Source organism: Acinetobacter sp. ANC 4169 (assembly GCF_002135355.1).
Lineage (GTDB): Bacteria > Pseudomonadota > Gammaproteobacteria > Pseudomonadales > Moraxellaceae > Acinetobacter.
In genome coordinates this window covers 157,156-169,526 of record NZ_NEGE01000006.1, presented here as the reverse complement: position 1 = coordinate 169,526, position 12,371 = coordinate 157,156, and the positions used below count along the sequence as shown (strand labels likewise).

At 41.4% G+C, this 12,371-nt stretch carries 11 protein-coding genes; 4 read left to right on the top strand and 7 right to left on the bottom strand.

All coding sequences use genetic code 11. The features are described from left to right. Window positions 1-741: 741 nt before the first annotated feature. A complete protein-coding gene (locus tag B9T26_RS06640) occupies window positions 742-1,035 on the bottom strand; it encodes a hypothetical protein (protein ID WP_086198942.1) in 294 nt (97 codons plus the stop codon). A gap of 530 nt (window positions 1,036-1,565) precedes the next feature. Then, window positions 1,566-2,798 (bottom strand): tyrosine--tRNA ligase, encoded by a 1,233-nt coding sequence (tyrS, locus tag B9T26_RS06635; RefSeq protein WP_171262948.1) that lies wholly within the window; start codon window positions 2,796-2,798, stop codon window positions 1,566-1,568. 63 nt (window positions 2,799-2,861) lie between these two features. Here tyrS and B9T26_RS06630 point away from each other — a divergent pair, with 63 nt between their 5' ends. Continuing rightward, window positions 2,862-3,989 carry an anhydro-N-acetylmuramic acid kinase gene (locus B9T26_RS06630; RefSeq protein ID WP_086198941.1) on the top strand — a complete coding sequence of 376 codons (1,128 nt, stop codon included), beginning with the start codon at window positions 2,862-2,864 and terminating at the stop codon, window positions 3,987-3,989. A 93-nt stretch (window positions 3,990-4,082) separates the two neighbouring features. On the opposite strand, the gene B9T26_RS06625 is transcribed toward B9T26_RS06630, so the two are convergent. The 4 genes from B9T26_RS06625 to B9T26_RS06605 form a co-directional block, all read right to left on the bottom strand. Further along, complete coding sequence (locus B9T26_RS06625; RefSeq protein ID WP_086198940.1) at window positions 4,083-5,372, bottom strand: lytic murein transglycosylase; 1,290 nt, start codon at window positions 5,370-5,372, stop codon at window positions 4,083-4,085. A gap of 667 nt (window positions 5,373-6,039) precedes the next feature. Next, entirely contained in the window at window positions 6,040-7,161 is a 1,122-nt protein-coding gene (locus tag B9T26_RS06615; protein ID WP_086198938.1) for a 5-(carboxyamino)imidazole ribonucleotide synthase, read from the bottom strand. A 27-nt stretch (window positions 7,162-7,188) separates the two neighbouring features. Continuing rightward, the gene (gene purE, locus B9T26_RS06610) at window positions 7,189-7,704 is read right to left on the bottom strand and encodes a 5-(carboxyamino)imidazole ribonucleotide mutase (protein WP_086198937.1); all 516 of its coding nucleotides are present in this window, start codon (window positions 7,702-7,704) and stop codon (window positions 7,189-7,191) included. A gap of 180 nt (window positions 7,705-7,884) precedes the next feature. Further along, window positions 7,885-8,223: a DMT family protein gene (locus tag B9T26_RS06605; protein ID WP_086198947.1), complete on the bottom strand. Its 339-nt coding sequence runs from the start codon at window positions 8,221-8,223 to the stop codon at window positions 7,885-7,887. A gap of 256 nt (window positions 8,224-8,479) precedes the next feature. On the opposite strand from B9T26_RS06605, the gene mpl reads away from it, so the two are divergent. Further along, the gene (gene mpl / locus B9T26_RS06600) at window positions 8,480-9,844 is read left to right on the top strand and encodes a UDP-N-acetylmuramate:L-alanyl-gamma-D-glutamyl-meso-diaminopimelate ligase (protein WP_086198936.1); all 1,365 of its coding nucleotides are present in this window, start codon (window positions 8,480-8,482) and stop codon (window positions 9,842-9,844) included. Window positions 9,845-9,884: 40 nt separating this feature from the next. On the opposite strand, the gene B9T26_RS06595 is transcribed toward mpl, so the two are convergent. Further along, window positions 9,885-10,358 (bottom strand): BLUF domain-containing protein, encoded by a 474-nt coding sequence (locus tag B9T26_RS06595; protein ID WP_086198935.1) that lies wholly within the window; start codon window positions 10,356-10,358, stop codon window positions 9,885-9,887. A gap of 220 nt (window positions 10,359-10,578) precedes the next feature. On the opposite strand from B9T26_RS06595, the gene B9T26_RS06590 reads away from it, so the two are divergent. Then, window positions 10,579-10,905 carry a hypothetical protein gene (locus B9T26_RS06590; RefSeq protein ID WP_086198934.1) on the top strand — a complete coding sequence of 109 codons (327 nt, stop codon included), beginning with the start codon at window positions 10,579-10,581 and terminating at the stop codon, window positions 10,903-10,905. Between the two features lie 368 nt (window positions 10,906-11,273). After that, window positions 11,274-12,356, top strand: a complete 1,083-nt coding sequence (locus B9T26_RS06585; RefSeq protein ID WP_086198933.1) for a zinc-dependent alcohol dehydrogenase family protein — start codon at window positions 11,274-11,276, stop codon at window positions 12,354-12,356. Window positions 12,357-12,371: the final 15 nt, after the last annotated feature.

Genomic DNA, 12,371 nt, shown 5'->3' with positions numbered 1-12,371 from the left:
ACTCTTCAGTTTAAAATCAGTAGTACCTTTAAAGGGCACCAATCTTGGCTCATCAATTTTCTGACAAATATTTCTCAAATAAACTTCGAGTCATTTCTACCATCAATCAATGAAAATAATTTCGATCGATCAACCAGTAAAAATCCACACAAGTTGTTCTTCATAATCTCTTAATGATCTTTCTAACACCTCGTCAGTGCTAGAAGCTGGACTGAATAAACTTAACAACTCAACGCTTCGCGTTTCGTTCGTTTCCGTCTATCTCGTCGGTATGGGGTGCATTCTAGAGGATTTCAGAATCATTGCAACCCCCAATTCACTATATTTTTCACGTATGTATCTTTTTTCAACGAAAATCACCAAAAAATCACTTTTTCATCTAAATTTTGAGCGTTTTTATGAAAAAAAACCTGTATTCAGTGCAATTCAATTTAATACCACTATTTTCATTAAGACCTAATAGCTATCAAAAAAGCGCTAAATTTTAATAAGACTGTGTAATTTCAGCTCTGTATCCAGAATCCTCCGAAACTTCCTTATATCAGGTTACATATTTTGCTGTTTGCTATCCGACTTATAGATATAAGGCACGTCAACAAACTCAGTCTGCTGCTTTTAGAGGCTTTTCCTTCTAATTCCAGATTTTAAGTAGCCAAAAACAAGTAAATTATCTTTATTAAGCTTTAGATAAGATAAAAACTTAATTTCAGACCTATATAAAGCTAAATAGGATTTTAAGACTTAAGCTGCATATTTGGGATTGTTACGCCCTAACCAGGGTTGCATGACTTCTTCAATCACTTCTTTCTTGCCACTATAGTCTTCAGCAGCAAATAATAGTTTAGCTCGACGTGGTAAACGTTCTTTGACTAAGGAAAAAAGAAGATAGTGTGAGGCAAGATCTAATTGCTGTAATAAAGCATGAGCCAGCTCAAAGGATTTCCGCTTCTGTTCAGGGGGCTCGTATTCAAATAGAAATCGCAAAATGAAATCAACTTCCTGATCGAAAATATCCTGAGTCTGGTAGTGGTACATAAATGCTGTTCACCCTCTTATTTTAAATTTATAGATCTTCTTTGAGACCTCATACTATCAGCATACTGATAATTTTCTGGATGTCAGTATCTCTCGGGCAATCTTCACGGTATTTGAAGCAAATAAAAAATGTGATTCTTAAATGAGAACATCGAAAGTAAAGGTGAAATTTTAGAAATAAAAAAAGGAAGAGATCTCTCCCAAAATCTCTCCCTCGGAGTTGAATCTTTATGCGATCCATCGTGTCATTATTATAGTTATCTGTAAAAAATTAAAAAAAGTCCCTTGGGGAAGAGACGTAAAATTGTGGAGCTTTTTGTTATACACGTACCCTCTAGATATGTTTTCTACACAATGTCTAGATGGATAAATCTTATACATAAGAAAAAAATATTGCAACCAATTTGGCAAAATTTAAGTATTGTTTTTATAAGCTTTTTTTTGAATTTGATTATTTAAAATATTAATATACGGTATAAAAAATAAAAGCAGGCCAAAGCCTGCTTTTATTTCAATAGCTTAGCATATGCTTAATCAACAAAAGTGACTTTTGCAATTGCTTTTTTGCTGGCTTGAATGATTAAAGTGACGTTCTCTTTCACCGAGAAATTGCCATCAACTGACTCCCAATCTACTTTTACCGCACCACGGCCTACCGCATCTTTTGCCTGAGCGGCATTTTTGGTTAAACCAGCAGCACGCAAGATAGAAGCAATAAAGATTTCACCACCATATTCACCACGTGAAATGGTCACTTCCGGAGTACCTTCTGGAAGTTCACCCTCAGTAATCAGGTTGCCCGCACCTTTATGTGCAGTTGCAGCAGCTTCCGCACCATGGAAACGCTCAACCAGCTCAAGCGCAAGAATTTTCTTCACTTCTTGCGGGTTACGACCTTCAGCCACCTCTTTTAACAGCGCTTGAATTTCTTCAACTGATTTAAAGCTGAGTAAGTCAAAGTAACGTTCAATTAAGGCATCTGGCATAGAAAGTACTTTTTGGTACATCGCGCCCGGTGCATCAAATACTGCAATGTAGTTACCCAAAGATTTAGACATTTTATTCACGCCATCTAAACCTTCAAGAATGGGCACAGTAATGCAGACTTGTGCTTCCTGCTCATAACGACCCTGCAAGGTACGACCCATCAACAAGTTAAAGGTTTGGTCTGTACCACCCAATTCCACGTCAGCTTCGAGTGCTACCGAGTCATAACCTTGCACCAAGGGATACAAAAATTCGTGGATCGCAATCGGTTGATGGCTGTTATAACGCTTGGTGAAGTCGTCACGTTCCAGCATACGCGCCACAGTCTGCTGCGAAGCCAACTGGATTAAATCAGCTGCAGTTTTTTGAGCAAACCACTCAGAGTTGAACACCACTTTAGTTTTTGCTGGATCAAGGATTTTAAATACTTGTTCTTGATAAGTTTTTGCATTTTCCAGCACTTTTTCACGCGACAAAGGCGGACGTGTTGCGCTCTTGCCTGTCGGGTCACCGATCATGGCAGTGTAGTCACCGATCAAGAAATAAACTTCATGGCCCAAATCTTGAAACACTTTCAATTTATTAATTAAAACCGTATGACCTAAGTGCAAATCAGGGGCAGTTGGGTCAAAACCTGCTTTAATTTTCAGTGGTCGATTCTGTTTTAATTTCTTCAGAAGATCTTCTTCAGAAATAATTTCGTGTGTGCCTCGTTGGATGAGGGCAAGTTGTTCTTCAGCCGGCAGGAAATTTGACATCACAAAACCCAAATACATCAGTTATTCAATTTGTGCGATATACTAACACTTTTTCAGCACATTGCAGGCTTAAGAATAATCATGACAGCGATCTATATTGGGGTAATGACCGGCACGAGCATGGATGGTGTCGATATTGTTGCTGCTTCTTTTGATCCTTTACAGCTTCATGCCACCCTCACTCTGCCTTTTGATCCGGACCTACGTGATGAGTTGATGGCCCTCACTTTACCTGGCGATAATGAAATTGATCGTATGGGTAAAGCTGATGTTGCTTTAGCACAGATGATTGGTCATGGTATTAATGAGCTGATTGAAAAGAATCATTTAGATCGCACTCAAATTAAAGCCATTGGTTCGCATGGACAAACCATTCGCCACCGCCCCGAACATGGCTTTACCTTGCAAATTGGTGATCCCAATATCATTACCGAAATGACGCAAATTCCGGTGATTTCAGATTTTCGTCGTCGTGATATGGCTGCTGGCGGACAAGGTGCTCCCTTGGTTCCCGCATTTCATCAAGCCTTGTTCCAGCATGACAGCATTCATCGTGTGATTCTGAATTTGGGCGGAATTGCCAATGTCAGCATGTTGCCTGCAGGCAAACCCGAAGCAGTATTTGGCTTTGATACCGGCCCCGCCAACATTCTCATGGATGCCTGGTGCCACCGTTACACTGGTCAGCCTTACGATGAAAATGGCAACTGGGCAGCATACGGACAACCGATCCGCAGCCTGCTCGACCGCTTGCAAGCCCATGAATTCTTCTCAAAAGAACCGCCTAAAAGTACTGGTCGTGAAGACTTCAACCTTGAATGGTTAGATGAACAGATTCTCGATTGGCGTAATGACCTTGAATATGACGAGTTAGAAGATACGCCTGAAAATATCCAGGCGACTTTAATGAAACTCACCACCCGCGCGATAAAAAAAGCCATCTACCGTTCCGACATGGCAACTGGTGAAGTTTATGTCTGCGGTGGCGGTGCCTATAACTCGAACTTACTTGAACAATTACGCTGGCGTTTACGCAAACACGAATGGACGGTACAAACTACTGCCGATTTAGGTCTAAGCCCAACCTGGGTGGAAGCCACTGCTTTTGCATGGTTGGCGATGCGCTTTGTGAATCAGCAAAGTGGCAACCTGCCTGCAGTAACAGGTGCTGCAGGTTATCGTATTTTAGGTACGATCACTGCTGTATAAGTCCTTAGCCTTAAAAACTTATAAAAAAAGGTCTGCATCGGCAGACCTTTTTTATTTCTATACTTTTATTGCTTCTATACTTTATACAGTCACTTATTTCATCAGTTTTTTGGCATTTTCCTGACGAAAAGCATTCAGAATCTGTTGTCCTGCCCGCCCCGTCGGACTTAGGCCCAAACGAATTTGTTCCTGACGGATGGCTTGACGGGTTTTATCACCAATCAGACCATCTACAGTACCAATGTCATAACCGCGATTGGCCAAGAACTGCTGAATCTCACGACGTTCAGCGCGTGAAGTACCCGCATCATCAGTTGGCCAGGCTTTACTAAAGCCACCCGCCTGACCCTGTAAGCGGTCGGACAAATGAGCAATCGCCAAGGCATAACTTTCCGCCGCATTATAACTATATATAGCATCGAAGTTTTTAAAGACCAGGAATAACGGTCCGTTCTCACCGGCAGGCGCCATTAAACCTGCAGCAGATGAATCACTTAAATTACCTTGAATCAACGGTGAACCATCCGCACGAACCACGCCTTGGCTGACCCAGCTAGTTAAGGCCTTTTTATTACGACGGCTTTCACCGGCAATTGACATACCTTCAGGAACTTTCACTTCAAAACCCCAAGGCATACCGGTTTGCCAGCCGCGTTTCTTCAGGAAGTTTGCAGTTGAAGCCAAAGCATCCGAAGTACTGGACACCAGATCACGACGGCCATCCCCATCAAAATCCACCGCCAGTTCTTCATAAGTTGAAGGCATGAATTGGGTATGACCAAATGCTCCAGCCCACGAGCCTTTCATTTGCTGCTCGCTTAAATCGCCACGCTGCAAAATTCGCATGCTGCTAAAAAATTCACCACGAAAAAAACTTTGACGCCGCCCTTCACAACTTAAAGTGCCCAAAGCCTGTAATAAAGGATAGCTTCCGGCGATATCACCAAAATTACTTTCCACACCCCATACCGCAACCACCGTTTCGGCCGGTACACCGTACGTTGCTGCAACACGATTTAATACCTCACGGTGCTGGGCTAATTTTTGACGTCCCAGCTGTACCCGCTCTTCATCGACCAGGCCAGATAAATAATCCCAGATGGGAGTAGAAAATTCTGGTTGATAATTCAGTTTATCAATCACCGAATAATCCGGCATTAAATTTTGCGTATAACGGTCGTAGGTCGAACTACTTACTCCAGCACTAATCGCTTGAGGACGTAAATTGGCAATACATTGCTGGAAATTATTTTGCGAACTAAAAATTTGATTGGCAGATGGAGTTGAAGTAACTGTGACAGGTTGACCATTAATAATTAGCTCAGCATTGGCTTGAGTCATGGCAAGGAACACTGAACCTAAAACGAAAGCTAAGCGCTGCATAATATCCTTTACGATCTTTGAATTTAAATTATGCTTTTACCATACCACCATCAGTACATCGTTTCTGAATCAAATCGTAAATTTAAATTCATTTTTCTTTATTTTAAATTCATATTTTATTTTTAAATTTAAAAATTTTATCCACAGGCCTTATTTTTATATTTTTTAAATTCAAAACGCAGGGAAATATGAATTTAAATTCATTTCTATAAATTTAAAGTATTATTTTAAATTCAAACACCTTGTGGATAAGTTAATTTCTTTTGTTTTTATAGCTTTAAATAGCCAAAACTTTTAAATTCAAAATCCTGTTTTTAAATTTAAAAGTTTAAATTCATATTTCATAAAATACTTTGAATTCATATTTTTTAAATTCAAATGTATGGGTTTAAATTTAAATTCATAATTATTTGAATTTATTTTTATCTTTTTGAATTTAAAATTTCTGCAACGTTTCACTGTAGTAAAACCCAAATACAGAACCATTCTATTTGCTTGTTTTTTATGCAGTATATTTATAAAGGATTGTATAAATAACATACAATTATTTTTTATTCTGTTCCGATAAACGGCGTACTCACTCAAAAGAGGCGCAATCATGCCCGAAGTGCAGGCATAAAAAAAGCGGTCATTGGCATGACCGCTTTTTTATCATTCAAACTTGGGTTTAAATGGTCATATCTTCGCTAAGTGCCAGTGGATTCGGCAAAATTTTCGCCAATGCACGACATAAAGCAGTCAGTTCAGCACTGTCATTCGGCATCAAGGTGATGTGGCCAATTTTACGACCTTCACGCTCAGTCTTGTTATAAAGGTGCAAATGTGCGCCATTTAAAGCCAAGACATCTTCAGACTTCGGATGTTGACCAATGATATTGATCATGACTGTTGGACGTACCACTTCGGTTGAACCCAAAGGTAAACCGGCAACAGCACGAATGTGGTTTTCAAACTGTGAACAAACCGCACCTTCAATCGACCAGTGACCCGAGTTATGTACACGGGGTGCCATCTCGTTGGCATACAAGCCCTTATCGGTCACAAACAGTTCTAGCGTCAACACACCGACATAATTCAAATGATTGAGCAGGCGAGTGATGTAGTCTTGTGCCACAGGCTGCAAATCAGCACTGTTAGGTGCCGGCACAATTGAATGCGACAAAATGCCGTTGTGGTGGTGGTTTTCCGCCAATGGCCAGGTTTTTACATCACCATTTTGACCGCGTACCGCAATGATCGACACTTCACGTGAGAACGTTACAAAGCTTTCAGCAATGAGTTCACCGGCAGGACCCAGTTCTGCCCAAGCCTGATCAATCTGATCGGTTGAACGAAGAACAAATTGCCCTTTACCGTCATAACCACCACGTGAGGTTTTCAATACGATGGGTAAACCCAGTTCTGCGACAGCAGCCTGCAAGCTCTCAAGTGAAGTAACCGCTTTATAAGGCGCTACTGGAATCGCCAGTTCATCAAACAAGGCTTTTTCAGACAGACGATGCTGGGCAATTGCCAGAGCCTGACGTGGCGGATGTAATTCTTTTTGCTGGGTTAAGAAATCTACATCTGCAAGCGGGGTATTTTCAAACTCAAGACTGAAAACATCTGCACTTTGGATAAAGTCATTTAAACCATTTTCAGCTTGGCTTGAAATGACTTGCCCCAAGGCTGCCGCAGGACAGTCGGTATTGGCTTCAAAGAAAGTGCATTGAATATTCAGCGGTAGAGCAGCTTGCGCCATCATACGGCCGAGTTGACCACCACCAAAAATACCGATGGTTTTATTCATAACGTGTGTCCCGTTTTAAGCTTGGCTTTAGATTTGACCAGGAATATTTTTGCTTGCCACTTTTTCAGTTTGTGCAGCACGGAATTCAGCAACATTTTTGGCAATTTCCGGGCGTGTTAAGCCTAAAATTTGCGCCGCCATAATCGCTGCATTGGTTGCGCCCGCAGGACCAATCGCCAAAGTGCCCACTGCAATACCTGCCGGCATTTGCACGATAGAAAGCAACGAATCTACGCCATTTAAAATGGAAGATTTCACCGGTACACCTAGAACCGGTAAATCGGTTTTTGCTGCACACATGCCTGGAAGATGCGCTGCACCACCAGCACCGGCAATAATCACCTGAATGCCACGCTCACGTGCTGTTTCAGCATATTCAAATAAACGGTCTGGGGTACGGTGTGCAGAAACAACTTCCGCTTCAAATGGTACGCCAAGCTGTTTCAGCATATTGGCAGTGTTTTCCAGAGTTGCCCAGTCAGATTGGGAACCCATGATAATTCCAACAAGAGGTTGAGTGTCTTGTGCAGCAGCCGCATTCATTGCAAATATTCCGTAAACGAATGTAAGGAAGGATAAATCTCGACAAGAGCCAAGCTTTAAATGAATCACAAGCTCAATATTATAGACTGATTTTTCATCTCACCAAAATTTAACAGCTCAAGCAGGCTGATATTTTCAATCTTTTTTATAGAAACAGATAAAAATAGGGCAGTGCTCAGTTTATTGACTACGAAAGACAAAATAAACACATCCCACCAGACACAGACCTGCCCACACATAATCCAGCTTAAAAGGTTGTTTAAACAGAAAAATCATAAAAGGCACAAACACCAGTAAAGTCACCACTTCCTGGGTAATTTTCATTTGTCCCACGGCCCAGCCTTGTTGTGCAAGCAGGCGAGTGGCGGGAATCATAAAGCTATATTCCAGCAGGGCAATCAGCCAGCCAAATAAGATTGCTTGCCAAAGCGGTGCACCATGTAAAAACTTCAAATGACCATACCAGGCCAAGGTCATGAAACAGTTAGAAATAATTAAAAGCAATAAAGGAAAGAACATGGCAAATTGATCTGGTGCTGTTGTGCGTATTTTACGTTTTTCCTGCAAAAAAGCATGTTATTTGCGTACCGTTTTTTACTCCCTAAATACAGCATACAGGCTCAAAATAAAGCACCTGCTGCAATGCCATGAATAGATACAAGAAAGACTATCTTTTCCATAAAACCCTTGATATCGTTGCTTTCAAATTGAATTGATAATGACAACACCACCAACAACAACGTGATGTGTCTAAAAAGCAGTGGAGTTAAAACGCATGCATCTGCATATTTTGGGTATTTGTGGCACCTTTATGGGCTCGCTCGCATTATTAGCACGTGATTTAGGACATAAGGTGACGGGTTCAGATGCAAATGTCTATCCACCGATGTCGACCCAACTGGAAAATGCAGGCATTGGCTTAATGCAGGGCTATGACCGCAGTCATTTACAACCGCATCCAGATTTGGTCATCGTCGGGAATGCGATGAAACGTGGCATTGATGCTGTGGAATATATGCTGAATGAAGGTCTACCGTATATTTCCGGCCCTCAGTTTCTTGCAGATCACGTGTTACAGGGCAAACATGTTCTTGGCGTAGCGGGTACGCATGGTAAAACCACCACAACGACCATGCTGGCTTGGGTGCTGGATCAGGCCGGTTTAAATCCGGGTTTCCTGATTGGCGGCGTACCTTTAGGTTTCACTGAAAGCGCGCGTTTAGGTGGCGGCAAATACTTCTGTGTAGAGGCAGATGAATATGATTCTGCTTTCTTCGACAAACGTTCCAAGTTCGTGCATTACCACCCCAAAACTGCGATTTTAAATAACCTTGAATTTGACCATGCCGATATCTTTGATGATCTGGCTGCGATTCAAAAACAGTTCCACCATTTAGTCCGTACCATTCCGAGTGAAGGCCGCATTATTGCGCCCATCACTGAAACCAATATTGATGAAGTTCTGGACATGGGCTGCTGGACACCTGTGGTTCGCACTTCATTGGATGCCAATGAAAAAGCATCACTTTCTGCGGAACAACTATCCGCTGATGGTTCACACTTTAAAGTGTTAGAAAATGGCGTGGTTAAAGGCATTGTTAAATGGAATATGACCGGGCAGCACAGTGTTGCGAATGCTTTAGCCACCATTGCTGCGGCGGAACATGTGGGTGTTTCTATTGAAACTGCATGTGAAGCATTGTCGAATTTCGGTGGTGTAAAACGCCGTATGGAATTGCTGGATACCGTGAAAGGCATTGAAGTGTATGATGACTTTGCCCATCACCCAACGGCAATTGATACCACACTGGAAGGTGCGCGTAAGCGTCTGGGTGCACGTAAACTTTGGGCAATTATTGAACCGCGTTCCAACACCATGCGTATGGGTAGCCATAAAGATGGTTTAGCCTATTCAGCACGTTTGGCCGATGAAGTGATCTGGTATCAACCGGAAGGGCTGGACTGGGATTTACAACCAGTAATTGAAGCTGCACCGAACAAAGCTGTGGTTGCACGCAGCTTAGATGACATCATTCAAACAGTTGTCTCTGAGGCAGGTGAGGGCGATGCTGTGGTGATTATGTCGAATGGTGGTTTTGGTGGTTTACATCAGAAGCTGATTACTGCTTTAAAAGTATAAAACAAGATGTTTAAAAGCCCACGTCATGTGGGCTTTTTATTTAAAAATAATTTTGATAGCCACGTTTGGTCAGACCCGCTCTGGGTTGAAGCTCATGTTGAGTTTCTTCCATTTTAAGCAATAAATGCAGAAACTTACTCATTTGCTCAGCATGCAACTGATGCGGCTGGAATTGCTCCAAGCCCATTGCTTTGAATAATTTGGTGATCTTGCCATGCTGGTTCACATATTTCATCGACCATTTTTTAAAATGAATCTGCTCAATAGTATGGTCAGGAAAACGCTGAATCTGATGATGGCGAGGATCCTGACTGATATTTGAAAATAAGCTTTCTAGCTGATCTTTTTCACCTTCAAGACACTGAAAATAAATGCCTTCAGCATAATAAAGCACTCCATAAATATCATGTGCCTGATTAAAAGATCGTGCAGTCGCTAAAATGTCACTTAAATCCTGTAATAGATCATTGCGAGATTCAACACGACTACTGGCATAACACAACTGGGTAAGCATAAAAGGCCTATTATTATTCAGATGACTCTGAAATTTCCTAAGTAATACAGCTTAATTTTTAAAGTTCAATTTCAAAATAATACTGATTGTTTTTTAATCGAATGTAATTTTTTTCTTACGAACAGCATAGCTTAAAATAACTTATTTTTTACCATTCGGTGTATTAAAATTGATTTAACCAAATTAAAACAATTAATTACCAAAAATTCGAGGGGAAAGCATGTTAAAAAAACTTTTCATCACGATCGGATTAGTTTGTAGCTATTTATGTCTAATCATCATTTTAAACCGTAGTGGTATTGAAGAAATGTTGAATATCGCAATTTCATCTTTCCTGTTTGGACTCTCTCTTAAATTCTGGGTACAGCATTATTTTTATTTAATGGTGAGTCTGGTTATTTTAGCACTGCCTTTTCTCTGGCTCGAACAGTATAAAATACTCGAAATGATGCTGATGACAGCCTTGCTGGGAGTCACCTTGACCCATATGTTTCAGTCTCGCAAAAAAAAATGCCCATTAAAATCCAAACCTTATAAATCTGTATAAGAGATTTATAAGGTAAATAGAATAGATAAAATCTGTCCGATCTGTCCCATGACATTTTGACAAGCCCGATCAGGTTAATAATATTCCTGTGACCTCACAATTTCAATCTTCCTTCAAAGCAGATCATTCTGTAAGCAAAGCTGTCCAAGTAATGACTTCCTTAATCACTGTTGATAGCTTAGATAGATAAGCTCTGTGTATTTATGCTCAACGCTTCAATGTCCTATTAATACAGCAGAGGCTCTGATCAACTGTTTTCCTCTCATCACTGTTTAATTTTCCTTTATTTAAATGTTTTCCTTAATTTTTTAAAGAGGAAATTTACTCCATAGCATATGCAAGAGAGGGAATAGAAAAGGAATAAGCTGATGACAACAATGAAAGCAATGGTCTATTACGGCGAAAATGATATCCGCTTTGAAGAGCGCCCCATTCCCAAAATTATTAATCCCGATGATGCGGTGGTCCGGGTCACCAAAACCACCATTTGCGGTACTGACTTAGGTATCTGGAAAGGTAAAAACCCTGAAATACAGCAGCGAGCCAAAGAACTGACCGGACAATTTAATGGCCGTATTCTAGGTCATGAAGGCATTGGAGTTATTGAAGAAGTCGGTTCCGCAGTCAGAAATTTCAAAAAAGGCGATCGGGTGATTATTTCCTGCGTCAGCCACTGCGGTATCTGTGAAAACTGTCAAAAACAGCTGTATTCCCACTGCCAAAATGGAGGAGGATGGATTATGGGTTATATGATCGATGGTGCTCATGCAGAATATGTACGCACTCCATTTGCCGATACTTCTTTATATCCCTTACCAGAAGGCTTAAACGAAGATATAGCCGTGTTTTTATCGGATGTACTACCAACTTCACATGAAATTGGCGTGCGTTATGGCAAGGTTAAACCCGGTGACAGTATCGCGATTGTCGGCACAGGCCCGATCGGGATGGGCTGCTTGCTGACTTCACAATTTTATTCACCTGCAACCATTATCGCCATTGATATGGATGATCATCGTCTCGCACTGGCTAAAGAGCTGGGTGCCACCCATACCATTCATTCCGGCAAGGAGAACGCGATCCAACGGGTACTCGATATTACCGAAGGGCGGGGGGTCGATTGTGCGATAGAAGCTGTGGGTGCCGAACCCACCTGGAATATTTGCCAGAACGTGGTGAAAGAAGGCGGACATATCGCCAATGTCGGGGTACATGGCAAGCCTGTTAATTTTGAACTGCAAAAGCTCTGGATCAAAAACCTGACCATCACCACCGGACTGGTAAACACTAATACCACCGGCATGCTCCTTAAAACCTGCTGTTCCGGAAAACTGCCTTTGGAACGCTTAGCCAGCCATCACTTTAAATTTGATGAGTTTGAGAAAGCTTATGATGTGTTTAAACATGCCGCAGATGAAAATGCCATGAAGGTGATTATTGATATTGCCTAATGAGCTCGGATGATA

Bases quoted from the DNA above. Each gene is read 5' to 3' on its own strand.
- B9T26_RS06595 (WP_086198935.1), bottom strand. From the start codon at position 10,358: ATGCTTACCCAGTTGTGTTATGCCAGTAGTCGTGTTGAATCTCGCAAT.
- B9T26_RS06605 (WP_086198947.1), bottom strand. From the start codon at position 8,223: ATGTTCTTTCCTTTATTGCTTTTAATTATTTCTAACTGTTTCATGACC.
- B9T26_RS06625 (WP_086198940.1), bottom strand. From the start codon at position 5,372: ATGCAGCGCTTAGCTTTCGTTTTAGGTTCAGTGTTCCTTGCCATGACT.
- B9T26_RS06590 (WP_086198934.1), top strand. From the start codon at position 10,579: ATGTTAAAAAAACTTTTCATCACGATCGGATTAGTTTGTAGCTATTTA.
- B9T26_RS06585 (WP_086198933.1), top strand. From the start codon at position 11,274: ATGACAACAATGAAAGCAATGGTCTATTACGGCGAAAATGATATCCGC.
- B9T26_RS06640 (WP_086198942.1), bottom strand. From the start codon at position 1,035: ATGTACCACTACCAGACTCAGGATATTTTCGATCAGGAAGTTGATTTC.
- B9T26_RS06615 (WP_086198938.1), bottom strand. From the start codon at position 7,161: ATGAATAAAACCATCGGTATTTTTGGTGGTGGTCAACTCGGCCGTATG.
- tyrS (WP_171262948.1), bottom strand. From the start codon at position 2,798: ATGTATTTGGGTTTTGTGATGTCAAATTTCCTGCCGGCTGAAGAACAA.
- purE (WP_086198937.1), bottom strand. From the start codon at position 7,704: ATGAATGCGGCTGCTGCACAAGACACTCAACCTCTTGTTGGAATTATC.
- B9T26_RS06630 (WP_086198941.1), top strand. From the start codon at position 2,862: ATGACAGCGATCTATATTGGGGTAATGACCGGCACGAGCATGGATGGT.
- mpl (WP_086198936.1), top strand. From the start codon at position 8,480: ATGCATCTGCATATTTTGGGTATTTGTGGCACCTTTATGGGCTCGCTC.